This window comes from Rhodococcus sp. 5G237 (assembly GCF_053764735.1).
Window position 1 is genome coordinate 103,099 of the sequence record NZ_JBSNCD010000002.1, and the last position, 25,207, is coordinate 128,305.

The window sequence follows — 25,207 nt, forward strand, 5'->3', positions numbered from 1 at the left end:
AACGAGGGAGTCCGCGTGGCCCGATACATCACGATCACTCTCGACAAACGCGACATCACGTGCAGAGCACGGCTTCTCGACGACGAGGCGCCGCTCACCTGCGCGGCGGTGTGGGACGCCCTGCCGCAGAGCGGCTCCGCCTTCCACGCCAAGTACGCGCGCAACGAGCTCTACACCCTCGTCCCGAGGATCACCGCGGCACCGCACCGGGAGAACCCGACGGTGACGCCGATCCCGGGGGATGTGTGCCTGTTCGACTTCGAACCGTGGGAGATCGGTAATCCCGCATACGGTTACGAACCCGGATCGCAGGCCCACGCGCAGCAGGGAGCAACCGACCTGGCGTTGTTCTACGGCCGGAACAATCTGCTGCTCAACGGCGATGTGGGCTGGGTTCCGGGCAACGTCTTCGCGACCATCGAGGAGGGTCTGCCCGAACTCGCCGTGGCGTGCAACGACCTGTGGATCCAGGGGGTCGTGGGGGAGACGTTGAGCTTCGCACGCGCATAGACGGGCGTTACACGAGAAACGGCACCGCACGGAATGTGCGGTGCCGTTTCTCGTGTTGCTCTTCTCATCTCAGATCAATGCGTACTCGGCGAACCGTGCGACGGCGAGCAGTAGGTCGTCGGAGTGCCGCGGCCCGACGATCTGCAGACCCACGGGCAGACCCGCCGAAGTGGTGCCCACGGGGATGCTGATGGCCGGCTGCTGCGTGAGATTGAAGGGATAGGTGAACGGAGTCCACTGCGGCCACGAGGTCAGCGATGAACCCGGAGGCACGTCGTGGCCGGCCTCGAAGGCGGGGATCGGCATCGTCGGGGTGATCAGCACGTTGTACTTCTGGTGGAAGATCCCCATCGTGATGCCGACCGCCGCCGCGACCGCCCGGGCCTCGAGATAGTCCACGGCACCGAGTTGTTCGCCGTGGGACCACACGCGTCCGAGGCCGGGATCCACCTTGTCCCGCGTGCCCTCGGGGAAGGTCTTCAACATCGTGGCCGCGCCTGCCGCCCAGAGGTTCTCGAAGGCCTCGAGCGGGTCGATGAAACCGGGGTCGGCAGCGGTCACGCGCAGTCCGGCCTCGTCGAGGACGCGGACCGCCCGGTCGACGATCTCACCGACCTCGGGGTCCACGTCGACGTAGCCGAGGGTCTTGGAGTAGGCGACATCCATCCCCACCACCTCGCGGTTGAGGCCACCGCGGAAGGTCGTCAGGGGCGGTGCGAGGGCCGTCGGGTCCCGGGGATCGGGCAGCGCGAGGATGTCGGTGAGCAGCGCTGCGTCCTCGACCGTCCGGGTGATCGGCCCCGCGTGCGCGAGCGGCCCGAACGGGCTGGCGGGAAAGATCGGGATCCGGCCGTGGGTGGGCTTGAATCCGACGACGCCGCAGAACGATGCGGGAATGCGAATACTGCCCCCACCGTCGGTGCCGACGGAGCACGGACCGAAGCCGGCCGCGACCGCCGCCGCGCTGCCACCGGACGAGCCACCGGCGGTCTTCGTCGTATCGACGGGATTCGTGGTCACCCCGTACAGGGCCGAATCGGTCACCGCCTTCCACGCGATCTCCGGGGTGGTGGTCTTGCCCACCAGCACCATTCCGTCCTCGCGCAGCCGGGCCGCGACCGGACTGTCGACGTTCCAGTCCTGGTTCTCGTCGACGGCCTGCGAGCCCCGCAGGGTCGGCCATCCGTCGGTGAGGAAGACGTCCTTGATCGAGATGGGAACCCCGTCGAGCAGGCCCTTCGAATAGCCGGTCCGCCACCGTTCCTCGGACCTGCGCGCCTGGTCGAGGGCCTTCTCCTCGTCGATGAGGCAGAACGAGTTGATCTCGCGGTCGTGCGCCGCGATCCGATCGAGCACGGCCCGCGTCACCTCGACGGGAGACAACTCGCCCGAGGAGAACGCCGACACGAGTTCGACGGCGGTCATGTCTGTGGGCTCCATCGTGCCTCCTTCTCGTCGGACGATGCCGACTTTCACGCGCCGGGCACGTAACCCAGCTTCTTGTCCACCACGTTCCGAAGAGGTCCGCCACTGCGGTGACGGTGGAAGTTGTCGACGAAGACGTCCATCAGCGCATCGCGCCAGCCCACGAAATCCCCCGAATTGTGCGGGGTGATCGAGACGTTCGGCATGTCCCAGAGCGGATGGCCCTCGGGGAGCGGTTCGACGTCGAGCACGTCGAGCGCGGCGCCGGCGATCGTGCCCGACCGCAGTGCCTCGACCAGGTCGTCGGTGCGCACGAGCTCGCCACGCCCGACGTTGACGAAGCGGGCCTGTGGCTTCATCGCGGCGAACATCCGGGCGTCGAACAGGTGCCGGGTCTGATCCGTGAGAGGTGCGGCCACGACGACGAAATCGACGTCGGCGAGGGCGGCCGGAAGGTCGGCGGTCGCGGTGACGCGACCGAAATCGGGGTCGTCGTCGCGAGAGCGCCGGCCCGAGCCCTGGACCGTCATCCCTACGGCGGTGAGCAGGCGGGCGATCGCGCGACCGATCGGGCCGGTGCCGACGACGAGCACGGAGCGACCGGCGATGCGTTCGGACTCCCGGTGCTTCCAGATGTGCTCGTGCTGGAGCCGCAGCGATTCGGGGATGTCCTTGGCGAAGGAGAGTATCTGGGCGAGCACGTATTCGGCGATCGCCCCGTCGAAGACTCCGCGGGAGTTGGTGACGACCACGTCGCTGTCGCGCAGTTCGGGGAACATGAGGGCGTCGACTCCGGCCGCGGCGACATGGATCCACTTCAGGGACGCTGTGGCGTACCAGGCTCCAGGCAGCGCGTCGGTGAGGAAGTCGTACGCGAAGAGGATGTCGGCGCCGTCGAGCGCGTCGGCCAGACCGGAGGCCTCGGTGTAGCGCACCGTGGCGTGTTCGGCCACCGGCGCCATCCACGCACGATCCGGCACGGCTTCGGCATGAAGCACTGCAACGACCGGCTGGGCATCCACGTTGACACCGTATGAGCGCCTCGTATTATTGTCAACAATCCTCAAGGCTGAGGGAACTCTTGACGAAGCCGAGGGACCGCATGGAACTGAACATTCCCGAATTCGAAGGTCCTCTGGCTCAGCGGGGCATCGGTGTGATCGCACCCTTCGATCTCGCCCTGGAACGAGAACTGTGGCGATGGGCGCCGCTCGAGGTCACCCTGCACCTCGCTCGAACCCCCTACGAGCCGGTGCCGGTCAGCCGTGCCATGGCCGAGCTGGTGTCCGACCGACGGCACCTCATGGTCGCGACCCGCGACGTGCTGTCGGTGGAACCGGAAGTCGTTGCCTATCTGTGTACCTCGGGCAGTTTCGTCAACGGGGTTGCCTACGAGAAGGCCCTGTGCGACGCGATCTGCGAAGCGGGCGCATCGTGCGCGGTCACGACCTCCGGAGCGCTGCTCGAAGCCCTCCACAAACTCGACCTCACCCGCATCTCGGTGATCACCCCCTACGACCGGGAACTCACCGACCTGCTGCACGACTTCCTGAAGGAGGCCGGAACCGAGGTCGTCCGGTCGTCACATCTCGGGCTCGGCGGCGGCATCTGGAAGGTTAACTACCGCACCATCGCCGAACACATCATCGGGGCCGACACCCCGGACTCACAGGCGATCTTCGTCAGTTGCACCAACCTGCCGACCTACGACCTGATCGCGCCGCTCGAACGGGAACTCGGCAAGCCGATCCTCACGGCCAACCAGCTCACCATCTGGGCGTGCCTGGGACGGATGAAGCTGCCCATGACCGGGCCGGGGAAGTGGTTGAGAGGAGTGTTCTGAATGCATCGTGACCGTCCGACCGTCGGGATCGTCTACCCGGATCATGCCGCCGAGGACGACTACCCGTTCGCCGCCGAACTCCTGGGGGTGAACCTGCCCGTCGCCCACATCTACGGAACCGATCTGCACGCCGTTCCCGAACTCCTCGACCTCGGGAGCCCGGCCAAGCTCGCCGGGGGAGCGGCGCAGTTCGCGGACGAGCCCCTCGACGCCCTCGTGTGGGCGTGCACGTCGGGCAGCTTCGTGTACGGACCCGAGGGGGCACGCACCCAGGTCGAGCAACTCTCCCGGGATGCGGGAGGCGTGCACACGACGAGCACGAGCATCGCGTTCGTCGCCGCACTACGGGCGCTCGGAATCACCCGGGTGGCCGTGGCGGCGAGCTATCCGCGGGACGTCGCCGAACTGTTCGTCGCCTTCCTCGCGGACGCCGGTGTCGACGTCGTCTCGCTCGCCGACGCCGGCATCGACACCGCTGCCGAGGTCGGCACCCTGACCGACGAGGCCGTCCTCGAATTCGCGAGGACCAACGATCATCCCGACGCACAGGCGGTCCTTGTCCCCGACACCGCGATGCACACGCTGCGGATCATGCGGGAGCTCGGGAAGGAGACCGGCAAGCCGGTGCTGACCGCCAACCAGGTCACCGTGTGGCACGGCCTGGAACTCGCCGGATATACAGTGGAATGCCCGGACCTGGGCTCACTGTTCGAGGAGGATACCGATCATGGTGCTCGGTGATCTGGAAGATCTACGTCCTGTCACCCGGCCGTCCACGGCCGAGCTCATCGCCGAACAGATCCGGTCGGCCATCGTCCGGGGTGCGCTCGGTCCCGGGGAACAGCTGGGCGAGGCCGAACTCGCGGCGCACTTCCAGGTATCGCGGGGCCCGCTACGAGAAGCCATGCAGCGGTTGCTGTCCGAGGGTCTGCTCTACAGCATCCGCAACCGGGGGATCTTCGTCACCGAGCTCACCTTCGACGACGTCGTCGACATCTACCGCAGCCGCTGGGTCATCGAGGGCGGTGCCCTCGACCTGGTGCTGGACGGCCGTCGCGAACAGACGTGGAAGGCCCTCGAACCGGCGATCGAGGAGATGCGCACCGCCGCCGAACGCGAGGACGCCACCGGTGTCTCGGACGGCGACCGGCGTTTCCACGAGATCCTCGTGGCCAGTGCCGACAGTCCGCGGCTCGTGCGGGCGGCCCGCACGCTGCTCGTCGAGACGCGGATGTGCCTCGGCGCGTTGCAGACCACCTATCCCGACCTGCATGTGCAGGTGGACGAGCACGTCGTGCTGCGGGAGGCGATCCGCACCGCCGACCGGGAGGAGGTGCGGCGTCTGCTCGACGAGCACCTGCACGACACGGTCACCCGGCTCCGCGAGCGTCAGAATGTCGACGGCGTGATCGCGTCCGGCTGATACCGCTCAGGCGGGCGGGGTGAACGACGACAGGGCCGTTGCGGCGATGTAGTCGGCGGCGTCCTCCGCCGACAACCGTCCTGCCGCGACTTCGGTTGCGGCACAATGGACCAGACTGTGCAGGACCGACGCCAGCCAGGATGACGACAGGTCGGTGCGGAACGCCCCTTCGGCGCGACCGCGCTCGATGAGGGCGGTCGCGCGGGCGAGTAGGCCGTCGTGTGCGGCGCGGACGTCCTCGGCGGGGAGTGCTTGTTCGGCGGCCGCGAGCAGTGCCCCCGCGTCGGCGGTCAGCGACCACGAACCCGCGATGAGGCGGTGCAGGGCGTCGCGTGGGTCGCCCGTGAGGTCGATCCGGTCCACGGTCTCCTCCGCCTCGGCGAGCGCGCGCTGCACCACGGCGGTGACGAGTTCTGTGCGAGTGGGGAAGTGGCCGTAGAGCGTGACACGCCCGACGCCGGCGACCTCGGCGATCTCCCCCATGCTCGCGCCGGGAGCGCGACTCAGTGCGATGCGCCCGGCGTGGAGGATCGCCTCGATGTTCCGCTCGGCGTCCGCACGTTTCCTGGCACGGGGGGATTCGGGGCGGGGGGATTCGGGACGGCGGGATGCCTCGTGGGTGGTCACGGATCCTCCTCTTGTCGAACACTGATGTTCAGGTTACGCTGACCATCAATTCGAACATCACTGTTCAACTTAGGGCGGATCCTCATGACGAGCTCCGACATCACCGTTCCTGTCGATCGATCTGCGACCGGCATCGACCCGAAGGCGCTGCTACGAGGGGTGCTGCGCCGGTGGCCGAGCCTCGTCGCAGTCGCCCTCGCCGCGTTCGTCCTCGCGGACGGGGGCACCGACTTCCCGGCGATCCTCACCGGCGCGGCACTGGTCTATCTCGGTGCCGCCGTGCTGGGTCGTCGCAGCGCGGCCTGGCCGCTGTTCCTCGGCGCCGTCGCGGTGATCGGCGTCGGCAAGGTCGCCGTCGTCGCGCTCGGGGTGCCGGTCGAGATCACCGTGGTGATGGTCGCGCTCGGTGCCGCCGGCGCCGTCTACGGACTCGCGCGCACCCCGGCCGGCCGGGCGATGTTCGTCGGGCAGTCGGCCGTGGCCATGCTGGGTTTCGGTGCCGTCGCGGTGGCCGCGGTGACCGTCACCCCCGTCCCGGCGGGCGTGATCGTCGGGCTCGGACTGCTCGGTCACGCCGCGTGGGACTACGTTCATTTCCGCCGGAACACCGTGGTCGCCCGCTCGCTCGCGGAGTTCTGCGGTGTGCTCGACACCCTGCTGGGTGTCGCAGTGATCGTCCTCGCCGTCTCGGGTGCGCTCTCCTGAGTCCTCAGGATCGTCAGACGACGGTCGCGTCGCCGAAGGTCATCCGCAGATCGGGGATCGACGACGAGGCCAGTGCGCGTCGCGGCAGACCGAGCGACCGCAGTTCGTCGGCGATCGGATGCGTCCCCAACCGCAGGGTCGCGCCGCCGAGCCGGGTGCGCACGCCGCTCGGATTCATCTCCCAGGTCGTGCAGCGGGTGACGTCGTCGATGTGCGAGTAGGCGGCGAGCGAGGCCGCGAGACCCTTGCCCGGAACCGGAAGTCCGGGCGCCACGGTCAGTTCGGCGATCAGCGCTCCGTCGGCGGAGACCGAACCACGTTTGGTGCTGCTGTCGTGGTCGGCGTCGAAGTCGGCGAGGGTCTTCGGGAAACCCCAGATGCCGCGTCCCGCCGCGAGAGTGAAGTCGCCGTCGACGGGCAGGTGGTGGATGAGCGCACCGGCCTGCCCGCCGACCAGGCTCCGCCAGTCGTCGACGATGCCGTCGCCGCGGTTGCGGTGGTTGCGGACGAGGAAGCACACCCCGAACTCGTTGTACGGGCCGAGATCCCCGTCGACGTAGTCCACGAAGACGATCGTGCAGATCCCGTGGCCCGGCCGGTACTGCAGGATCTCGAGCCCGGTGTGGGCGACGAGTTCCTGCGCGGGGCGCACGGGAACCGAGAACATCCCCATGAACGCCGTGGCCGTTCGGACCTGCACGGGCATCGTGACCGGTTGGCCCAGCACCAGATGCGTCGTCGTCTCGCTCATCGCTGCCTTCCGGAAGTCGGACGTGCGTACCCCGACAATGAGAACACGCTCCAGTTCCGGAGGGAAGGGATCAGGAGGGGGCGCCGATGTTCATCTCGTCGGGATGCGCGCCCACCCGCGTGCCGTCGTCGAGCGTGTCGAGTTCGCTGAGGTCGAGCTCGTCGAGCTCGAAGTCGAAGACGTCGATGTTCTGGGAGATACGCTGCTCGTGCACCGACTTCGGGATGACGATCAGTCCGTTCTGCAGATGCCAGCGGATCAGCACCTGCGCGGCCGACTTGCTGTGACGGTCGGCGATGCGGGTGACGATCGGGTCGACGAGCAGGGTGTTCGGCTTCGAGTTCGGACCCCAGCCCGAGTTGCTCGTGCCCCCGAGCGGGCTCCACGACTCCACGGCGATGCCGTGTTCGGACGCGAACCGGCGGATCTCCTGCTGCGACAGGTGCGGATGCAACTCCACCTGATCCACCGCCGGCAGCAGCCCGCCACGATCGACCAGCAACTGCAGATGGTGCGGCTCGAAGTTGCACACCCCGACCGCCTTCGCACGCCCGGACTCGGCGATCTTCTCGAGGGCGTCCCAGGTGCGCAGGATCCGCTCACGGTCCTGCAGCGGCCAGTGGATCAGGTACAGGTCGACGTACTCGGTGCCCAGCTTCTTCAGGCTCGTGTCGAAGGCCTTCAGCGCCGGCTCGTAGTCCTGATCGGAGTTCCACAGCTTGGTGGTCACGAAGATGTCCTCGCGCGGCACCGACGACGCGGCGAGCGCGCGCCCGACGCCTTCCTCGTTGCCGTACGCCGCGGCCGTGTCGATGTGCCGGTAACCGGCCTCGTCGATCGCGTATCGGACCGCGTGTTCGGTCTCGTCGTCGGTGGCCTGCCAGACTCCCAGGCCCAGCTGCGGGATCGTCGTTCCGGAATTCAGCGTGATCGTGGGAGGTGTCATCTCTCCGACGTTAGCGAGCCGCCGCGGTGGGCGCGAGGAATCCCGGACGATCAGATGTTCTCCTCCCGGCCGGTTCGGACCGTGATGGAGCCCATCGATCTCGACGTGCGGAAGGTCGAGGATCTCCCCGATCCCCGCGGCGATGGTCGTCCTGCCGGAACCGTTCGTCCCCGCCACGAGGACGCGGCGGGGACGAACGGGGAGCGGAGCCGAGGAATCGAGGAGGCGCATCACCGATCTTTCGCAGGGAGCGCCGCCGACGATATCGTTCAGGCGGAGACCGCGCTCAGGTATTCGCGCGGTTGCCCGAACAGCTGGGCGCTGCCGTGCGCCCGCTTGAAGAACAACTGCGCGTCGTGCTCCCAGGTGATCGCGATGCCGCCGTGCAGTTGCACGGCCTCCGACGCGACCTGCTGGAAGGCCTCCGAACAGTAGATCTTCGCTGCGTACGCGTCCTGAGGATCCTGCGACAACGCAGCCGCATACGACATCGACCGCGCCGTCTCCACGAGCGCGTACATGTCGGCCATGCGGTGCTTGAGCGCCTGGAACGATCCGATCGCGCGACCGAACTGCTTGCGGTTCTTCGCGTAGTCGACGGTCAGGTCGAGCACGGCCTGTGCGGCGCCCACCTGCTCGGCCGACAGGGCGATCGCCGCGGACGCCTGCAACCGGTCGACGAGATCGTCGGACGACGACAGACGACGGCAGGTCACCGCCGAGAACGACACCTCCGCGAGGGAACGTGTGGGATCCATCGTGGGCACGCGGCGCCGCGTCACCCCGTCGGTCTCCGGATCGACCTCGAACAGGCCGACCGTGTCGCCGTCGACGGCGAGCACGAGCAGAGTGGACGCGATGTCGCCGCCGAGCACGTAATGCGCGGTTCCGGTCAGCACGTCGCCCTCGGCGCACACACCGGGACGCTGCCAGCCGGCGGCCGACGCCCAGCACACCGCGACGACGTCGCCGGCCGCGATGCCGGGGAGCAGACGCGTCGCCGCATCGGTATCACCGGACAGCAGCACGGTCTGCGCCGCGAGCACCGCCGACCCGAGGAAGGGCGACGGCGTGAGCGTGCGGCCGAGTTCCTCGAGCACCACGTGGGTCTCGACCCACGAGGCGCCCACACCGTCGTATTCCTCGGGGACTGCGAGGGCCGCGACCCCGACCTGCTCGACGAGCATCGTCCACAGTTCGTCGTCGTATCCGCTGCCGGTGGTGATCGCCCGCCGGACGGCAGCCGAATCGGAATGCTTGGCGAGCAGGGTGCGCACCGAGTCCCGCAGTGCGGCGCGCTCTTCCGTCTCGAACGTCACGACGCCTCGCTCTCGAGTGCCGCGACCACGCGTGCCCGGTGCTCGTCGGGGGTGCCCCACGCGGTGACGAGCGCGCGGACCTTCGTGATCCACAGCGACAGATCGTATTCCTGGGTGTAGCCGATCGCGCCGTGCACCTGCAGTGCCGTGCGCGCGGCGAGATAGGCGGCGTCGCCGCACGCGACCTTGGCCGCCGAGACGTCCCGGGACGCGGTGGGCAGCTCGTCGCGGACGGCGATGGCCGCGCCGTGCAGTAGCGGACGTGCCATCTCCAGCGCGACTGCCACCTCGGCGAGATGGTGCTTGACCGCCTGGAAGGAGCCGATCGCACGACCGAACTGCTTACGCTGCTGCGCGTACTCGACGGTGGTGTCGAGCAGAGTCCGGCCCAGGCCCTGGAGCTGAGCGGCGGACGCGAGGACGCCGATATCGAAAGCCGCAGCGGTATCTGCGGATCCGAGCGACTCGCCGGCAGTGAGCGAGGCGAGCGTGCGCGACCGATCGATCGACTCGCGCGTCTCACCCGGAGTGCCCACCGAGACGGTGCCGTCGGCCACGTGCAGCGCGAGGTCGGCGATATGCGCGTCGACCGCGTACGGCGCGTGGGGGAGCATCGCGACGGTGGCGAGCGAGCCGGCGGCAAGAGGCCTGAGACGCTCGGGTGCCACGGCTGCGAGCAGAACCGGTGCCACCGCGACGGTTTCGACCACCGGACCGGGCACGGCATGGCGACCGAGCTGTTCGACGGCGACGACGAGATCGACCGCGTCGGCCCCGAGACCGTCGTGCTCCTCCGAGACGAGCAGACCGTTGACGCCGGTCTCGGCCAGTCGCTCCCACACCTGCAGACCCGGTGTCGTGTCGCCGCTGTTCCACGCACGGATCACCTGCGGCATGTCCGACTTGGTGAGCAGGGCGTCGATACTGGACGCGAAGTCCTCATGGGACTCGTCGAGTGCGAATCTCATCGCTCACCCCTCGGAAGGCCGAGCAGCCGCTCGGCGATGACGTTCTTCTGGATTTCGTTGGTACCGGCGTAGATCGGGCCCGACAGTGAGAACAGATAACCGTCGGTCCAGCCGTCGACGAGCTCGGCGTCCGCGCCCTGCAGGTCGAGCGCCGTCTCGTGCGCGGCGATGTCCCACTCGGACCAGAACACCTTGTTGATCGACGATTCGGCGCCCAGCTGCCCACCGGAGGTCAGGCGCGTGACGGTCGCCCAGGTCGACAGCTCGTAGGCGCGCGCCCCGATCCACGCGTCGGCGACGCGGTTGCGCAGCGCCGTGTCGCCGTGGAGGTCGGACTCGCCGTAGGCGCGCAGGAGCCGGTCTGTGGTGGCGAGGAATCGGCCCGGTGCGCGCAGCGACAGACCGCGCTCGTTGGACGCGGTGCTCATCGCGACCCGCCAGCCCTCGTTCACCGCACCGATCACTCCGGATTCGCCGGGGCGCTCGGGATCGTCGGGGACGAAGACGTCCTCGAGGAAGATCTCCGCGAAGCCCGGTTCGCCGTCGAGTTGCGGGATGGGGCGAACGGTGACCCCTTCGGCGCGCAGATCGAACATGAAGTACGTGATGCCCTTGTGACGTTGCGCCTCCGGATCGGACCGGAACAGGCCGAAGCCCATGTCGGCATAGGAGGCGCGCGAGCTCCACGTCTTCTGGCCGTTGAGCAGCCAGCCACCCTCGACCTTCGTCGCGGTCGAGCGCAGCGACGCGAGATCCGAACCGGATTCGGGCTCCGACCAGGCCTGCGCCCAGATGTCGTCGGCGCGGGCCATACGCGGCATGATGCGCGCGAGCTGCTCGGGATGAGCGTGCTCGAAGAGGGTGGGGGCGAGCAGGAAGATGCCGTTCTGGCTCACGCGTCCCGGGGCGCCCGCACGGTAGTACTCCTCTTCGAAGACCACCCACTGTTCGAGCGTCGCGTCGCGTCCGCCCAGTTCTTCGGGCCAGGAGACGACCGACAGTCGTGCGTCGGCCAGGCGCCGTTCCCACTCCCGGTGCTGTTCGAAGCCCTCCGCGGTGTCCATCGACTTCAGCGGTGTGCTCGGAACGTTCGCCTCGAGGAAGGCGCGCACTTCGTCGCGGAACGCGACGGTGGCGTCGTCGAGTTCGAGATTCACTACTTGGACCCTTCCTGGACCGGGCGCGCGCTCGCGGCCATCGACTTGGCGTTCATGCCGCCGAGGGAATCGGTGCCGACCTCGGCGTTGTAGGAGTGGGCGAAGTGGTGCAGGCCGAACACCGAGTCCATGCCGTTGCGCATGCCCATCTGGTCCTCGCACTGGTTGACCGCACGCTTGGTGAGCGCGAGCCCGAAGCGCGGCATCTCCGCGATGCGGGCGGCGAGGGCGAGGGTCTCGGACTCGAGCTCCTCACGCGGGACGACCCGGTTGACCATGCCCACCTCGTACGCGCGCTGCGCCGAGAACCGGTCGCCGGTGTAGAGGATCTCCTTGGCGAAACGAGTGCCGAGAACCCAGGGATGGGCGAAGTACTCGACACCGGGGATACCCATGCGCACCACGGGATCGGAGAAGAACGCGTCGTCGGAGGCGACGATGAGGTCGCACACCCACGCGAGCATCAGACCGCCGGCGATGCAGGCGCCCTGGACGGACGCGATGGTGGGCTTGGGGATCTCGCGCCAGCGACGGCACATCCCCAGGTACACCTCCATCTCACGGGCGTAACGCTGGTCGCCGCCTTCCTTGTCGACGTGGTCCCACCACATGACGGCCTTGTTGTCGTAGTGCACGTGGTGATCGCGTCCGGGGGTGCCCAGATCGTGACCGGCCGAGAAGTGCTTGCCGTTGCCGGCCAGCACGATCACCTTGACCTCGTCGTCCTCGACGGCCTTCTCGAACGCCGCGTCGAGCGCGTAGGTCATGACCGAGTTCTGGGCATTGCGATAGTCGGGGCGATTCAGGGTGACGATCGCGACGCCGTCACGCACCTCGTAGGTGACGACATCGGGCTCGAACGGGACGGTCATGACTTCTCCTCACGCAGAACGTTCTTCAGTACCTTGCCGGACGGATTTCGGGGCAGCGCGTCGACGAACCGAACCGAGCGCGGCGCCTTGAAGTTGGCGAGTTTGTCTCTGGCATACGCGATCACGTCGTCCGCGGTGAGCGGATGTCCGTCCAGCGGGACGACGAACGCCCTGCCGACCTCACCCATGCGCTCGTCGGGAACGCCGATCACGGCGACCTCGTGGACCCCCGGCAGGCGCAACAGCGCCGCCTCGACCTCGGCGGGATAGACGTTGAAACCGCCGCTGATGTACATGTCCTTGAGGCGGTCGGTGATGTCGAGATAGCCGCGGTCGTCGAGGACGCCCACGTCGCCGGTGTGGAGCCAGCCGTCCTCGTCGATCGTCTGCGCGGTGGCCTCGGGATCGTCGAGATAGCCCAGCATCACGTTGGGGCCGCGCAGCAGGATCTCGCCCTTGTCGCCGATACGCACCTCGAAGTCGGCCGTGGCGCGGCCCGACGAGTTCGACACGGTCACGGGGTCGTCGTCGATGCGGCACATCGTGGCGACTACGGCCTCGGTCTGTCCGTAGGCGGTGAGCACGGCGTCGAAGCTCAGTTCGTTCTGCATGCGTTCGACGAGCGAGACGGGAACCGGTGCGGCACCTGTGACGGCCACGCGCAGATTCGACATGTCGTAGTCGCCGCGGCGCGGGTGGTCGAGGATGCTCTGATAGATCGTCGGTGCGCCGGGCAGCACGCTGATGTTCTCCTGCGCGACGATCGCCATGACCTTCTCGGTGTCGAAGACGGCCATCGGGACGACGGTGGAGCCGGCGAGCAGTGCGGCGACGAAGCCCGCCTTGTAGCCGAAGCTGTGGAAGAACGGGTTGATGATCAGATAATTGTCGTCGGGGGTCAGCGCGGCGCAGTCGGCCCAGGCCTGTGCGACTCCGATGAGCTGGCGGTGTGCGCTCAGCACGCCTTTGCTGCGACCGGTCGTGCCGGAGGTGAAGAGGATGTCGCAGACGTCGTCGGGACGTACCGCCGATGCGCGCTCGTCCGCCTGCTCGAGCATTCCGTCCGTGGCGAGGGTGAGGAAATCCTCCCACCCGAACACGTCGTCGCTCGGGGTGTCGTTGCCGCCCAGCGGGATTCGTATCACCGTCGGAACATCGAGGTGAGGCGCGGCTTCGCGCAGGGCGGCGTACCGGTCGGTACCGAGGAAGTCGCCGGCGACGACGAGAGCGGCGGCCTGCACCCGCTCGACGATGTCGGCGGCCTCGCTGCCGGTGTAGCGGGTGTTGACGGGGACGAGGACCCCGCCCGCCCAGTGCACGCCCAGGGCGGCGATCTCCCAGTGGAACGTATTGGGTGACCAGACCGCGACGCGGTCGCCGTTCTTCAGGCCTTGTGCCACGAGCGCCGCAGCGAAGACCCGGACGCGTTCGTGCAGTTCGGTGAAGGTCAGCCGGGTGTCGCCGTCGACGAGGGCGAGCCGGTCCGCGTGGTCGCGAGCGGCACGGATGAGGGCGGCCGGCGTGGTTCCGGGTGTTGTGTTCACGTAGCTCCCTACCTAGCAATTGCTTGGTAGGTTATCGTACAGACGTGCACCAGAGCGAGAGCCAGGACAATGCGGAGTTCGCGGCCACCGTACGACAGTGGCTCGAAGACAATCTGACCGGAGAATTCGCCGAGCTCAGAGGCAAGGGCGGACCCGGCAGCGAACACGAATTCTTCGAACAGCGACTCGCGTGGGATCGTCACCTGGCAGAGTCCGGATGGACCTGCATCGGATGGCCCACCGAGTACGGCGGACGTGGCGCGACGATGGATCAGCGCGTGATCTTCCACGAGGAGTACGCGAAGGCGAATGCCCCTGCGCGCGTCAACCACCTCGGTGAAGAACTGCTCGGCCCCACCCTCATCGCCTTCGGGACCGAGGAGCAGAAGAAGCGCTTCCTGCCCGGAATCCGCAACGTCACCGAACTGTGGGCGCAGGGCTACTCCGAGCCCGGAGCGGGCTCCGACCTCGCCAACGTCTCCACCACTGCCCGTCTCGAAGGCGACAAGTGGGTGATCAACGGCCAGAAGGTCTGGACGTCGCTCGCACACGTCGCGCAGTGGGCCTTCGTCGTGGCCCGCACCGAACCGGGCTCGACGCGGCATCACGGACTGAGCTTCCTTCTCGTCCCGCTCGACCAGCCCGGCGTGACGGTCCGGCCCATCCAGCAGCTCACCGGCACCTCCGAGTTCAACGAGGTCTTCTTCGACGACGCCGTCACCGACGCCGACCTCGTCGTCGGTGCCCCAGGTGACGGGTGGAAGGTCGCGATGGGACTGCTGACCTTCGAACGTGGCGTCTCGACGCTCGGCCAGCAGATCGGCTTCGCCCGCGAACTCGACGGCATCGTCGAGATCGCCCGCGAAAACGGCGCATTAGACGACCCGCACATCCGTGAGCGGATCGCCCGGGCCCGGATCGGGTTGCGCGTCATGCGCGCTCACGCCCTGCGCACCCTGGGCGACGCCGATCCCGGCCAGGCCTCGGTGGCCAAGCTGCTGTGGGCCAACTGGCATCGCGACCTCGGTGAGCTGGCGATGGACGTGCAGGGCGCGTCCTCGCTCGTCGGACCCGACCACGACCACGCCGGGAATCCCTCCGACATCACCGATCCCGAACATCTCGAACTCGCGCAGTGGCAGCGACTGTTCCTGTTCACCCGCGCCGACACCATCTACGGCGGATCCAACGAGGTCCAGCGCAACATCATCGCCGAGCGCGTGCTCGGCCTTCCCCGGGAGGCACGTCCGTGACCGCTACACCCCAGACCACCTCGCCCCTCGCGACCCCGCCCGTCGAGACCCCCGGCCACGGCCTCCTCGCAGGCAAGAAGGTCGTCGTCACCGCCGCCGCGGGCACCGGGATCGGGTTCTCGTCCGCACGACGAGCACTGCTCGAGGGCGCCGACGTGCTGATCTCGGACTTCCACGAGCGTCGTCTCGGAGAAGCCGCGGACAAGCTCGCCGCCGAGTTCCCGGAACAGCAGGTCGCGTCGATCGTGTGCGACGTCTCGTCCACCGAGCAGGTCGACGCGCTCATCACCGGGGCGGCCGAACAGCTCGGCCGCATCGACGTCCTCATCAACAACGCGGGCCTCGGCGGTGAGACGCCCGTCGTGGACATGACCGACGACCAGTGGGATCGCGTCCTCGACATCACCCTCACCAGCACATTCCGCGCAACCCGCGCTGCGCTGCGGTACTTCCGATCGGTCGACCACGGCGGTGTCCTCGTCAACAACGCCTCGGTCCTCGGCTGGCGCGCGCAGCACTCGCAGGCGCACTACGCCGCCGCGAAGGCCGGCGTCATGGCCCTGACCCGCTGCTCGGCGATCGAGGCCGCCGAGTACGGCGTGCGGATCAACGCGGTCGCCCCGTCCATCGCACGTCACGCCTTCCTCGCGAAGGTCACCAGTGAGGAACTGCTCGATCGGCTCGCCTCCGACGAAGCGTTCGGGCGCGCAGCCGAGGTGTGGGAGGTCGCGGCGACGATCGCGATGCTCGCCAGCGACTACACCACCTATCTGACCGGCGAGGTCGTATCGGTCTCCTCCCAGCGCGCATGATCTCGCCCTCCTGTCGGCTTGAAAGGATGTCCGTATGACTCCTGCTCGTGACGACAACAGCGGCAAGTCCGGGCGCCGCGCGGAACTGCTCGACATCGCTGCCGAGCTGTTCGCCTCGCGAGGCGTCCGGGCGACGACCGTGCGCGATATCGCCGATGCCGCCGGCATCCTTTCCGGCAGCCTCTACCACCATTTCGATTCGAAGGAGTCGATGGTCGACGAGATCCTGCGCGCGTTCCTCGGCGACCTGTTCGACAGCTACCGCAAGATCGTCGCGTCCGACCTGCCGTCGCGTGACACGCTCGCAGCGCTGGTGACGACCTCCTACGAGGCGATCGACCGGTCGCACGCCGCCGTCGCCATCTACCAGGGTGAGGCCAAGCATCTCGAAGGCGACCGCTTCGCCTACATCGGTGAACTCAACATCGAGTTCCGCGACCTGTGGGTGGGCGTGATCGAACGCGGCGTCGCCGACGGTTCCTTCCGTCCGGATCTCGACGTCGAACTCGTCTTCCGGTTCCTGCGCGACACGGTCTGGGTCGCGGTCCGCTGGTACCGCCCGGGGGGCGCGCTCAGCATCGACCAGGTTGCCCAGCAATACCTTTCCATCGTTCTCGACGGACTGTCGAACCAGAATTCTTCCTAAGGAGACATCATGACCGAGGCCTACATCGTCGACGCGGTGCGCACCCCCATCGGCAAGAAGAAGGGTGGGCTCGCGGACGTGCACCCGGCCGACCTGGGCGCGCACGTGATCAAGGCGCTCGTCGAGCGCACGGGCATCGACCCCGCCGACGTCGACGACGTGGTGTTCGGTTGCGTCGACGCCATCGGCGGCCAGGCCGGCAACATCGCCCGCACCGCGTGGCTGGCCGCCGGTTACCCGCAGCACGTACCCGGCGTGACCGTCGACCGTCAGTGCGGGTCGAGCCAGCAGGCCCTGCACTTCGGCGCCCAGGCGATCCTCAGCAACACCGCCGACCTCATCGTCGCCGGCGGCGTGCAGAACATGACGCAGATCCCGATCTCCGCAGCCATGATCGTCGGACAGCAGTACGGCTTCGACACCCCCTTCGGCGGGTCGACCGGCTGGACCGAGCGCTACGGCAGCGACGAGGTCTCGCAGTTCAAGGGCGCTGAGATGATCGCCGAGAAGTGGGACCTCAGCCGCGAGGAACTCGAGAAGTGGGCGCTGCAGAGCCACGAGCGCGCCAAGGCTGCCATCGCCGAGGGACGCTTCGAGAACGAGATCGTGCCGCTCGGTGATGCGGCCGTCGACGAGGGCCCGCGCGAGACCAGCCTCGAGAAGATGGCGTCGCTGCAGCCGCTCGTCGAGGGTGGTCGTCTCACCGCCGCCGTCGCCAGCCAGATCTCCGACGGTGCGTCCGCGGTGCTGCTCGCCTCCGACGAGGCCGTGAAGAAGTACGGATTGAAGCCCCGCGCGCGCATTCACCACCTCAGCGCCCGCGGCGACGACCCGATCTTCATGCTCACCGCTCCCATCCCGGCGACGCAGTACGCCCTCGAGAAGACCGGCCTGACGATCGACGACATCGACCTCATCGAGATCAACGAGGCCTTCGCGCCGGTCGTCCTGGCGTGGATCAAGGAGATCGGCGCCGACCCGTCGAAGGTCAACGTCAACGGGGGCGCGATCGCCCTCGGTCACCCGCTCGGCGCGACCGGCACCAAGCTCATGTCGACGCTGCTCAACGAGCTCGAGCGCACCGGGGGCCGCTACGGCCTGCTCACCATCTGCGAGGGTGGCGGCACCGCCAACGTGACCATCATCGAACGCGTCTGATCCACCCCTTCACATCCGCGCGCCCGTTCGTCATCCGCTGCAGCAATTGCCGTAGCGGATGGACAGCGGGCGCGCGGATGTTCGGTTCGGCACTGTATGGTCCGGTCCTCGAGCGGCGTCTACCCTCGAAGCATGTGCCGGAACATCACGGAGCTGCGCGGGCTCGAGCCGGCTGCGACCGCCGAGGAGATCGAGGCGGCCGCGCGGCAGTACGTCCGTAAGGTCAGCGGGATCCACAAACTCTCCGACGCCACCCGGGAGTCGTTCGAACAGGCCGTCGCCGAAGTGACCGCGACGACGACGAGACTGCTCGAGTCCCTTCCCGAACGGCGGCAGCCACCGCCGACGGTTCCCCCGCTGCGTCGGCCCGAGGTGCAAGCCAGGATCGCCGCACGCGGCTGATCGATTCCGGTTCCTTCATCGACGCGCGCGGGTAGCGTGACGCTGGTCGAGATTCGAGCACGTTCGAGGCCCGTCGCGACCTCCGCGGATCCGCGGCGAGCCTGGTGAGGAGCCGATATGGCCGTGGACCCGGCGCCGCCGACCAGCAGCGAAGTGGAATATCTCCGGACCGACCCCGATCTTCCACCGGTCGGTGTCGTCGACCGGACACCGATATCACCCACCGCGCGGATCGTCTTTCTCGTACTCGCGATTCTGGGGGCGGTCGCCTGGTCGATGATCGCCCTGGTCCGCGGCGAGGAGATCAACGCCGTCTGGTTCGTCATCGCCGCCGTCTGCACCTATCTCGTCGCCTATCGCTTCTACGCGAAGTTCATCGAACGCAAGATCGTGCAGCCGCGCGACGACCGTGCGACACCCGCGGAGGAGCTCGAGAACGGCAAGGACTACATGCCGACGGACCGTCGGGTGTTGTTCGGCCATCACTTCGCCGCCATCGCCGGCGCGGGCCCGCTCGTCGGCCCGGTGCTCGCCGCACAGATGGGATATCTGCCCGGCACGATCTGGATCATCGTCGGCGTCGTCTTCGCCGGTGCGGTCCAGGACTTCCTCGTCCTGTGGATCTCGTCGCGGCGCCGCGGGCGCAGCCTCGGCCAGATGGCCCGCGAGGAACTCGGACCGATCGGTGGCGTCGCGGCGCTCATCGCGGTCTTCGTCATCATGATCATCCTGATCGCGGTGCTGGCATTGGTGGTCGTGAACGCGCTCGCCGACAGTCCGTGGGGCCTGTTCTCCATCGCGATGACCATTCCCATCGCGCTGTTCATGGGCGTCTATCTGCGCTACCTGCGACCCGGCAAGGTCGCGGAGGTGTCGCTGATCGGCGTCGTCCTGCTGCTCGTCGCGATCATCGCGGGCGGCTGGGTCGCCGAGACCGACTGGGGCGCCGACTGGTTCACCCTCTCCCCGGTGACGATCTCGTGGCTGATGATCGCCTACGGATTCGCCGCGTCGGTGCTGCCGGTGTGGTTGCTGCTCGCCCCGCGCGACTATCTGTCGACCTTCATGAAGGTCGGCACCATCGTGCTGCTGGCCATCGGCATCCTCGTCGCGCGTCCGGCCCTGGAGATGCCCGACGTCACGTCGTTCGCCATCGACGGTGACGGCCCGGCCTTCGCGGGGTCGCTGTTCCCGTTCCTGTTCATCACCATCGCATGCGGCGCACTGTCGGGATTCCATGCGCTCATCTCCTCGGGCACCACCCCGAAACTGCTGGAGAAGGAGAAGCAGACGCGGCTGATCGGCTACGGCGGCATGCTCACCGAGTCGTTCGTCGCGATCATGGCCCTGGTCACCGCGTGCATCATCGACCAGCACCTGTACTTCACGCTCAACGCACCGGCCGCCCTCACCGGCGGCACCCCGGAGACGGCCGCCGCCTACGTCAACGGACTCGGCCTGGGGTCGCCGGACATCACTCCCGAGCAGATCTCCGCCGCCGCGGAGGGTGTGGGGGAGGACTCGATCATCTCCCGTACCGGTGGTGCCCCGACGCTCGCGTTCGGCATGTCGCAGGTGCTCAGCGATCTGTTCGGCGGCGACAGCCTCAAATCGTTCTGGTACCACTTCGCGATCATGTTCGAGGCGCTGTTCATCCTCACGACCGTCGACGCGGGAACGCGTGTCGCGCGGTTCATGCTCTCGGATTCGCTCGGCAACTTCGGCGGTCCCGCTCGTCGCTTCAAGGATCCGTCCTGGCGTCCCGGTGCGTGGCTGTGCTCCGCCGTGGTCGTCGGCCTGTGGGGTGCGATCCTGCTGATGGGCGTCACCGACCCGCTCGGTGGCATCAACACTCTGTTCCCGCTGTTCGGCATCGCCAACCAGTTGCTCGCCGCGATCGCCCTGACGGTCGTGCTCACCATCGTCGTGAAGAAGGGTCTGGTGAAGTGGGCCTGGATCCCCGGTGTGCCATTGGTGTGGGATCTGATCGTGACCATGACGGCGTCGTGGCAGAAGATCTTCTCCGGCGACCGCGCGGTGGGGTACTGGGCCCAGCACCGGGCCTTCGTCGACGCGAAGAACTCCGGCGCAACCACATTCGGTTCGGCGAGGACGGTCGACGAAATCGACGCCGTCATCCGCAACACGTTCATCCAGGGCACCCTGTCGATCGTGTTCGCGAGCCTCGTGCTGATCGTCGTCGCGGCCGGGGTGGTGGTGTGCATCAGATCGATCCGCGCCGGAGGTATGCCCACCACCGAGACACCCGATGTCCCGTCGAAGATCTTCGCGCCCGCCGGCTTCGTGCCCACACCGGCCGAACGGGAACTGCAGAAGGAGTGGGACGAGCTGATCGCATCGGGCAAGGTCCGGGCTCCGGGGGCCGCGCACACCCATGCCTCGCACCACAAGGACGGAGACGGGTCGTGATCGCCGTGCTGCGTCGTGCGTGGTGGTGGATCGGTGCCGTCATGGGCGACCACGACTACACGCGGTACGTCGAATTGCACCGCCGGCAGCATCCGGATCGACCCCCGCTGAGCGAACGCGACTACTGGCGGGAGCGGCACGCCGCGGCCGACGCGAACCCGGGAAGCCGATGCTGCTGAGAGCATCGTCTCGATCCAGCCATGCTCGAGAGCCACCCGGAGGACGTCGGTCGAATCGATCCCGCAGTCCTGGCCGCGTGTATCGAGGCCTGCGCTGCGGCCTGCCGGGCGTGCGGCGACGAATGTGCCCGGCACAGCTCGCACCACGAGCACTGCCGGATCTGCGCCGAGGCGTGCCGTCGGTGTGAACAGGCGTGCAAGGAGTTGCTCTCCGTTCTGTAACAGGAATCCTGCAGACGGAGTCACGGCCGTCCGTCGGCGAGTAGGGTCGATTCCCGGATCATGGGAGGCGCCGTGAACGAGTTCCCTGCTGACGACTGGCCGAGTCTGCGCACGGCGGAATGGACGGCCACCCGGGACACCCTCCACATGTGGTTGCAGATCGTCGGCAAGATCCGGATCGCCCACGCGCCGATGATCAACCACTGGTGGCAGGCGACGCTGTACGTCACGCCGCGAGGGCTGAGCACCTCGTCGATCCCGTACCGGAACTCCGTCTTCGACATGGAGTTCGACTTCTTCGAGCACCGGCTGCACATTCGTGCGAGCGACGGTCGCAGTCGTTCGGTGCCCCTCGTCGCACAGCCGGTGGCGGAGTTCTACACCCGCACCCTCGGAGCGCTGGACGAGCTGGGCATCGCGACCCGCATCCACAGCACGCCCAACGAGGTGGATCCTGCGATCCCGTTCGCCCGGGACCATGAGCACGACAGCTACGACGGGGAGGCCGCTCACCTCTTCTGGCGGCAGCTCGTGCAGGCCCAGCGTGTCCTGCAGGTGTTCCGGGCGGAGTTCCTCGGCAAGGTCAGTCCGGTGCACTTCTTCTGGGGAGCGATGGACCTCGCGTGCACCAGGTTCTCCGGACGCACCGCCCCGCCGCATCCCGGTGGGATCCCGAACTGCCCCGACCGGGTGATGACCGAGGCCTACTCGCACGAGCTCAGCAGCTGCGGGTTCTGGCCGGGCGGCGGGGACGAAGGAGCGTTCTATTCCTACGTCTACCCGGGGCTCGACGGCTTCGGCGATTCCCCGGTGCGACCGGACGCCGCCCACTATTCCGCCGAGCTGGGGGAGTTCGTGTTGCCCTACGAGGCGGTGCGGACCGCGGCCGATCCCGATGCGGAACTGCTGGACTTCCTGCACAGCACCTACGAGACCGCTGCCCGGCTCGGTGCGTGGGATCGGGACACTCTCGAGCGTCGACCCGGCGACCGGTGACAGGTATCGTCACGAAACTCGGTGCAGCAGGGTAGGTTCGGGGCTGTCGGGACTTCAGAATTGCTGAACGGGAGAGGGCGGGAATGACGCAGTACGAGTCGATCCGCGTCGAGACACGCGACAGGGTGACGACCGTGATCATGACCCGTCCCGAGCGCCGGAACGCGGTCGACGGTCCGATGGCCGCCGAACTCGCCGACGCGTTCCGGGCCTTCGACACCGACCCCGACGCCGATGTCGCAGTCCTCTACGGCGACGGTGGGAACTTCTGTGCGGGAGCGAATCTCAAGGCCATCGGCACCGAGGAGCAGAACGTCCTCGATGAGGACGGCGACGGACCGATGGGGCCGACACGCATGACGCTGTCGAAACCGGTGATCGCGGCGGTGGAGGGCTACGCGGTGGCCGGCGGACTCGAACTGGCGATCTGGTGCGATCTGCGGGTGGCGTCCGCCGATGCGGTGTTCGGTGTCTTCTGCCGACGATGGGGCGTGCCGTTGATCGACGGCGGGACCGTTCGGTTGCCCCGCCTCATCGGCGAGAGCCGGGCCATGGACATGATCCTGACCGGCCGCCCGGTCGATGCCGCGGAAGCACTCGATTTCGGTCTGGCCAACCGCGTCGTCGAACCGGGAACCGCGCGCGAGGCCGCCGAAGACACGGCGCGGGAGATCGCCGGCTTCCCCCAGACGTGTATGCGCAACGACCGCCGGTCGGTCCGCGCCCAGTTCGGCCGCTCCGAATCGGAGGCGCTCGCCTTCGAGTTCACGGTCGGCATGGAGTCCCTCGAGAGCGATGCGGTCGGTGGGGCTGCCCGCTTCGCGTCCGGGGAGGGGCGGCACGGGTCGTTCTCCTGACTCCGATCCCTCGACCCGGCCGAGCGGAACGTCCCACCTGCTAACTCGCGACCGGAAGCGTCACGAAACTCGGCGCGGCAGGGTTCAGTTCGAGATGCTGTGGTCGCAGTCCGCTCTCGACCAGCATCGGACCGAGCGGCAGCGAGCGCGGGACGCTCGCGGCGTAGACGTCCACCCGGATGCGGTGGCCCGGTTGCAGGACCGCCTCGGTCGGCAGCGTGCTGATGTCGAGGGCCGTCGGTTGCCCCGGGACGATCGGCTGCCGGGACTCGAGGGTCAGCACCGGATGTGCCTGCGCGTAGTCGCCGTCGGTAGTGAACGTGCTCTTCGAATCGTCGATCGCCCGCAGCGACGAGACGAGGGAACCGGTGGTGAACACGGTGGACCGTCCGTCCGGAGCCACGTCGTTCACGGAGACCGACCAGAATCCGTCGGTGGCGTCGAGGACGGTCTCGAGGTGCACGTTGACCGGCCCCGACAGCACGGTCGGTTCGGCGACCGGCCCGCTGGTGAAGGTGAGGCCCTCGGCCTCGTTGAACCGGGCGTCCTTCGTGCATCCGGCGCCCAGCAGTACCGCGATTCCGGCGGTGCCCTGCGCGGCCTCGCGGGAGCAGAAGCCGCGCAGTCCCGGGGCGACGGTGAGTCGTTGCGCGGTCTCGGGCGCCGACGTCGCGAGCGTGCCGTCGTGGAGGGCGTGCCCGGCCGTGCCGCTCGGAGCCGCCGACAGGAAGAGCTTCTCGTGGTCGACGGTGCTGCGTGGGAACTCGTCGTTCGTGACCCAACCGCCGCCCTGCTGCAGCAGGGTGACCGGGCCGTACTCGTCGATACCGTTGTCGATGTCCTTGAGCCAGCGGTCGAACCAGGCGTGCTGGAGCGCTGTGATGTTCGGGGGATGTCCCGGTGTGCCGAATCCGGTGCCGAGGATCGCGTGGTAGCCGTCGCCCATCACCAGTTGCTTGCGGCCGGGTTCGACGGGAATCCGGTTGTAGATGCCGGGCTCGCTGTTGGCGAAGATGTCGTGCCAGTTCCCGAACACGAAGGTGGGCACCTCGATCGACTCGAGTCGGGCCTGCCGTTCCTGGTAGAACGGGCCGTCCTGAGCGACCGCGAGGGCGTCGGGGGAGACACCGTCGATGCTCGGTGCGGTGAGGACCTCGAAGAGTTCGGGGATCTTCGTGGCGGGGTCGGCGAGCCTGTCACGCAACCACTGCGCGTCGAACCGGCCCTGGAGGAGGGCTTCCATGTCGGGAACCCACTTGAGCCCGTTGACGAGCCCGAGCCAGGCGGGCATGAATCCCACACCCACGGCGCCGCCGGTGCCCACGATGTCGCGCAGCAGGTCGTTGCCGGGCTCGACGGCGAAGACCGCGTCGAGTGCCTCGGGCCGCAGACCGGCGGCCTGGATCTGGTTGATCGCCGAATAGGAGACACCGGTCGTTCCGACGCGTCCGTTCGACCACGGCTGCTTCGCCGCCCAGTCGATGACCTCGACGGTGTCCTGCTGCTCGCGCGGACCGAGGACGTCCCACTGTCCGTGGGAGAAACCGGTGCCCCGGACGTCGACAATCACCTGCGTGTACCCGTTCTGCACGAGATCGCGGTTGAGTCCGAAGGCGCGGCCGAGTTGCGATGCCGGGGCGGCGAGTTCGGTGATGCCGTCGAAGGGGGCACCGAAGTTCAGGACGGATCCGAGTTCGTCCACGAGCGGGGCGAACTGCGGGTCCTCCATCGCCACCGACGCCAGCGTCGACAGCAGTTTCGTGTACGGCGTGAGACCGAGGACGACCGGGGTGGGTTCGTCGATCGGGGTTCCGTCGGCATGTGCGGGACGGAAGACGTTGGCGCGGAGCACCGTCCCGTCGCTCAGCGTGATGGGTACGTCCCACTCGACGGCCGTGTTCGGATAGGCGTCGGGGGCATCGACGAGGCTCTGCCAGGATGCGCCGGAGGCGCCACCGCTGGGATCGGCGGTCGCCGGTGCTGTGGATGTGATGGTGCAGGCGGCCATTGCCGCCACGACGAATGCGACCGTGCGTGATCTCACCGGGCCCCCATGCCTGCGGTAAACAGTTCCGCGCACGGTAACGCGAGGTCGGCGGATCCGTCAACGACCGTAGTCGGTCGGATCGGAACCGACGTTGTTGTCGTTGATCCCGTGAAGG

At 67.9% G+C, this 25,207-nt stretch carries 25 protein-coding genes and 1 pseudogene; 15 read left to right on the plus strand and 11 right to left on the minus strand.

Annotation, left to right across the window (positions count from 1 at the left end; all coding sequences use genetic code 11):
- Positions 1-15 precede the first annotated feature (15 nt).
- Complete coding sequence (locus tag ACWPOC_RS03820; RefSeq protein ID WP_016694735.1) at positions 16-510, plus strand: DUF3830 family protein; 495 nt, start codon at positions 16-18, stop codon at positions 508-510.
- Positions 511-579: 69 nt separating this feature from the next.
- Here ACWPOC_RS03820 and ACWPOC_RS03825 read toward each other — a convergent pair whose 3' ends face one another.
- Together ACWPOC_RS03825 and ACWPOC_RS03830 are read right to left on the minus strand one after the other, a co-directional pair.
- Positions 580-1,950: an amidase gene (locus ACWPOC_RS03825; RefSeq protein ID WP_455408034.1), complete on the minus strand. Its 1,371-nt coding sequence runs from the start codon at positions 1,948-1,950 to the stop codon at positions 580-582.
- A 32-nt stretch (positions 1,951-1,982) separates the two neighbouring features.
- Complete coding sequence (locus ACWPOC_RS03830) at positions 1,983-2,897, minus strand: D-2-hydroxyacid dehydrogenase (protein ID WP_455408239.1); 915 nt, start codon at positions 2,895-2,897, stop codon at positions 1,983-1,985.
- A 140-nt stretch (positions 2,898-3,037) separates the two neighbouring features.
- On the opposite strand from ACWPOC_RS03830, the gene ACWPOC_RS03835 reads away from it, so the two are divergent.
- Genes ACWPOC_RS03835 through ACWPOC_RS03845 form a run of 3 tightly spaced genes read left to right on the plus strand, consistent with a single transcriptional unit; the run spans position 3,038 to position 5,201 of the window.
- A complete protein-coding gene (locus ACWPOC_RS03835) occupies positions 3,038-3,778 on the plus strand; it encodes a maleate cis-trans isomerase family protein (RefSeq protein WP_230788456.1) in 741 nt (246 codons plus the stop codon).
- Positions 3,779-4,519, plus strand: coding sequence for a maleate cis-trans isomerase family protein (locus ACWPOC_RS03840; RefSeq protein WP_230788452.1), 741 nt, complete (start codon positions 3,779-3,781; stop codon positions 4,517-4,519). It begins immediately after the preceding gene.
- Entirely contained in the window at positions 4,506-5,201 is a 696-nt protein-coding gene (locus ACWPOC_RS03845; protein WP_006550439.1) for a GntR family transcriptional regulator, read from the plus strand. The genes ACWPOC_RS03840 and ACWPOC_RS03845 overlap by 14 nt, the downstream gene beginning before the upstream one ends.
- Positions 5,202-5,207: 6 nt before the next feature.
- On the opposite strand, the gene ACWPOC_RS03850 is transcribed toward ACWPOC_RS03845, so the two are convergent.
- Positions 5,208-5,828, minus strand: coding sequence for a TetR/AcrR family transcriptional regulator (locus ACWPOC_RS03850; protein ID WP_455408035.1), 621 nt, complete (start codon positions 5,826-5,828; stop codon positions 5,208-5,210).
- An 84-nt stretch (positions 5,829-5,912) separates the two neighbouring features.
- Here ACWPOC_RS03850 and ACWPOC_RS03855 point away from each other — a divergent pair, with 84 nt between their 5' ends.
- Complete coding sequence (locus ACWPOC_RS03855) at positions 5,913-6,533, plus strand: hypothetical protein (RefSeq protein WP_455408036.1); 621 nt, start codon at positions 5,913-5,915, stop codon at positions 6,531-6,533.
- 13 nt (positions 6,534-6,546) lie between these two features.
- Here ACWPOC_RS03855 and ACWPOC_RS03860 read toward each other — a convergent pair whose 3' ends face one another.
- The 7 genes from ACWPOC_RS03860 to ACWPOC_RS03890 all read right to left on the minus strand — a co-directional run bounded on the left by ACWPOC_RS03860 (position 6,547) and on the right by ACWPOC_RS03890 (position 14,090).
- Positions 6,547-7,284, minus strand: coding sequence for an acetoacetate decarboxylase family protein (locus ACWPOC_RS03860; protein WP_455408037.1), 738 nt, complete (start codon positions 7,282-7,284; stop codon positions 6,547-6,549).
- Positions 7,285-7,354: 70 nt separating this feature from the next.
- Positions 7,355-8,230, minus strand: coding sequence for an aldo/keto reductase (locus ACWPOC_RS03865; protein WP_455408038.1), 876 nt, complete (start codon positions 8,228-8,230; stop codon positions 7,355-7,357).
- Between the two features lie 269 nt (positions 8,231-8,499).
- Positions 8,500-9,549: an acyl-CoA dehydrogenase family protein gene (locus ACWPOC_RS03870; RefSeq protein ID WP_120281320.1), complete on the minus strand. Its 1,050-nt coding sequence runs from the start codon at positions 9,547-9,549 to the stop codon at positions 8,500-8,502.
- The gene (locus ACWPOC_RS03875) at positions 9,546-10,517 is read right to left on the minus strand and encodes an acyl-CoA dehydrogenase family protein (protein ID WP_120281321.1); all 972 of its coding nucleotides are present in this window, start codon (positions 10,515-10,517) and stop codon (positions 9,546-9,548) included. The genes ACWPOC_RS03870 and ACWPOC_RS03875 overlap by 4 nt, the downstream gene beginning before the upstream one ends.
- Entirely contained in the window at positions 10,514-11,674 is a 1,161-nt protein-coding gene (locus ACWPOC_RS03880; RefSeq protein WP_120281322.1) for an acyl-CoA dehydrogenase family protein, read from the minus strand. The genes ACWPOC_RS03875 and ACWPOC_RS03880 overlap by 4 nt, the downstream gene beginning before the upstream one ends.
- A complete protein-coding gene (locus tag ACWPOC_RS03885; protein ID WP_120281323.1) occupies positions 11,674-12,546 on the minus strand; it encodes an enoyl-CoA hydratase in 873 nt (290 codons plus the stop codon). Before ACWPOC_RS03885 ends, ACWPOC_RS03880 begins: the two co-directional genes overlap by 1 nt.
- Complete coding sequence (locus tag ACWPOC_RS03890; RefSeq protein WP_120281324.1) at positions 12,543-14,090, minus strand: FadD3 family acyl-CoA ligase; 1,548 nt, start codon at positions 14,088-14,090, stop codon at positions 12,543-12,545. Before ACWPOC_RS03890 ends, ACWPOC_RS03885 begins: the two co-directional genes overlap by 4 nt.
- Positions 14,091-14,134: 44 nt before the next feature.
- On the opposite strand from ACWPOC_RS03890, the gene ACWPOC_RS03895 reads away from it, so the two are divergent.
- From ACWPOC_RS03895 to ACWPOC_RS03940, 10 genes and pseudogenes are all read left to right on the plus strand, one after another.
- The gene (locus ACWPOC_RS03895; RefSeq protein ID WP_120281325.1) at positions 14,135-15,343 is read left to right on the plus strand and encodes an acyl-CoA dehydrogenase family protein; all 1,209 of its coding nucleotides are present in this window, start codon (positions 14,135-14,137) and stop codon (positions 15,341-15,343) included.
- Positions 15,340-16,155, plus strand: a complete 816-nt coding sequence (locus ACWPOC_RS03900; protein WP_120281326.1) for an SDR family oxidoreductase — start codon at positions 15,340-15,342, stop codon at positions 16,153-16,155. The genes ACWPOC_RS03895 and ACWPOC_RS03900 overlap by 4 nt, the downstream gene beginning before the upstream one ends.
- A gap of 34 nt (positions 16,156-16,189) precedes the next feature.
- Positions 16,190-16,801, plus strand: a complete 612-nt coding sequence (locus tag ACWPOC_RS03905; RefSeq protein ID WP_230788416.1) for a TetR/AcrR family transcriptional regulator — start codon at positions 16,190-16,192, stop codon at positions 16,799-16,801.
- A gap of 9 nt (positions 16,802-16,810) precedes the next feature.
- Complete coding sequence (locus ACWPOC_RS03910; RefSeq protein ID WP_455408039.1) at positions 16,811-17,959, plus strand: acetyl-CoA C-acetyltransferase; 1,149 nt, start codon at positions 16,811-16,813, stop codon at positions 17,957-17,959.
- A 132-nt stretch (positions 17,960-18,091) separates the two neighbouring features.
- Positions 18,092-18,361 (plus strand): DUF2277 domain-containing protein, encoded by a 270-nt coding sequence (locus ACWPOC_RS03915; protein WP_120281328.1) that lies wholly within the window; start codon positions 18,092-18,094, stop codon positions 18,359-18,361.
- 117 nt (positions 18,362-18,478) lie between these two features.
- Positions 18,479-20,791, plus strand: coding sequence for a carbon starvation CstA family protein (locus ACWPOC_RS03920; RefSeq protein ID WP_120281329.1), 2,313 nt, complete (start codon positions 18,479-18,481; stop codon positions 20,789-20,791).
- A complete protein-coding gene (locus ACWPOC_RS03925; RefSeq protein WP_183070637.1) occupies positions 20,788-20,970 on the plus strand; it encodes a YbdD/YjiX family protein in 183 nt (60 codons plus the stop codon). The genes ACWPOC_RS03920 and ACWPOC_RS03925 overlap by 4 nt, the downstream gene beginning before the upstream one ends.
- A gap of 81 nt (positions 20,971-21,051) precedes the next feature.
- Positions 21,052-21,192: pseudogene (locus tag ACWPOC_RS03930) on the plus strand (four-helix bundle copper-binding protein); the annotation flags it as partial.
- Between the two features lie 60 nt (positions 21,193-21,252).
- The gene (locus ACWPOC_RS03935) at positions 21,253-22,188 is read left to right on the plus strand and encodes a DUF5996 family protein (RefSeq protein ID WP_120281331.1); all 936 of its coding nucleotides are present in this window, start codon (positions 21,253-21,255) and stop codon (positions 22,186-22,188) included.
- 83 nt (positions 22,189-22,271) lie between these two features.
- Entirely contained in the window at positions 22,272-23,045 is a 774-nt protein-coding gene (locus ACWPOC_RS03940) for a crotonase/enoyl-CoA hydratase family protein (RefSeq protein ID WP_120281332.1), read from the plus strand.
- Between the two features lie 40 nt (positions 23,046-23,085).
- On the opposite strand, the gene ACWPOC_RS03945 is transcribed toward ACWPOC_RS03940, so the two are convergent.
- Positions 23,086-25,053: a CocE/NonD family hydrolase gene (locus ACWPOC_RS03945; protein WP_455408240.1), complete on the minus strand. Its 1,968-nt coding sequence runs from the start codon at positions 25,051-25,053 to the stop codon at positions 23,086-23,088.
- Positions 25,054-25,207: the final 154 nt, after the last annotated feature.

Bases quoted from the DNA above. Each gene is read 5' to 3' on its own strand.
- ACWPOC_RS03825 (WP_455408034.1), bottom strand. From the start codon at position 1,950: ATGGAGCCCACAGACATGACCGCCGTCGAACTCGTGTCGGCGTTCTCC.
- ACWPOC_RS03830 (WP_455408239.1), bottom strand. From the start codon at position 2,897: ATGGCGCCGGTGGCCGAACACGCCACGGTGCGCTACACCGAGGCCTCC.
- ACWPOC_RS03835 (WP_230788456.1), top strand. From the start codon at position 3,038: ATGGAACTGAACATTCCCGAATTCGAAGGTCCTCTGGCTCAGCGGGGC.
- ACWPOC_RS03840 (WP_230788452.1), top strand. From the start codon at position 3,779: ATGCATCGTGACCGTCCGACCGTCGGGATCGTCTACCCGGATCATGCC.
- ACWPOC_RS03845 (WP_006550439.1), top strand. From the start codon at position 4,506: ATGGTGCTCGGTGATCTGGAAGATCTACGTCCTGTCACCCGGCCGTCC.
- ACWPOC_RS03855 (WP_455408036.1), top strand. From the start codon at position 5,913: ATGACGAGCTCCGACATCACCGTTCCTGTCGATCGATCTGCGACCGGC.
- ACWPOC_RS03860 (WP_455408037.1), bottom strand. From the start codon at position 7,284: ATGAGCGAGACGACGACGCATCTGGTGCTGGGCCAACCGGTCACGATG.
- ACWPOC_RS03865 (WP_455408038.1), bottom strand. From the start codon at position 8,230: ATGACACCTCCCACGATCACGCTGAATTCCGGAACGACGATCCCGCAG.
- ACWPOC_RS03875 (WP_120281321.1), bottom strand. From the start codon at position 10,517: ATGAGATTCGCACTCGACGAGTCCCATGAGGACTTCGCGTCCAGTATC.
- ACWPOC_RS03885 (WP_120281323.1), bottom strand. From the start codon at position 12,546: ATGACCGTCCCGTTCGAGCCCGATGTCGTCACCTACGAGGTGCGTGAC.
- ACWPOC_RS03905 (WP_230788416.1), top strand. From the start codon at position 16,190: ATGACTCCTGCTCGTGACGACAACAGCGGCAAGTCCGGGCGCCGCGCG.
- ACWPOC_RS03910 (WP_455408039.1), top strand. From the start codon at position 16,811: ATGACCGAGGCCTACATCGTCGACGCGGTGCGCACCCCCATCGGCAAG.
- ACWPOC_RS03915 (WP_120281328.1), top strand. From the start codon at position 18,092: ATGTGCCGGAACATCACGGAGCTGCGCGGGCTCGAGCCGGCTGCGACC.
- ACWPOC_RS03920 (WP_120281329.1), top strand. From the start codon at position 18,479: ATGGCCGTGGACCCGGCGCCGCCGACCAGCAGCGAAGTGGAATATCTC.
- ACWPOC_RS03935 (WP_120281331.1), top strand. From the start codon at position 21,253: ATGGGAGGCGCCGTGAACGAGTTCCCTGCTGACGACTGGCCGAGTCTG.
- ACWPOC_RS03940 (WP_120281332.1), top strand. From the start codon at position 22,272: ATGACGCAGTACGAGTCGATCCGCGTCGAGACACGCGACAGGGTGACG.
- ACWPOC_RS03945 (WP_455408240.1), bottom strand. From the start codon at position 25,053: ATGGCCGCCTGCACCATCACATCCACAGCACCGGCGACCGCCGATCCC.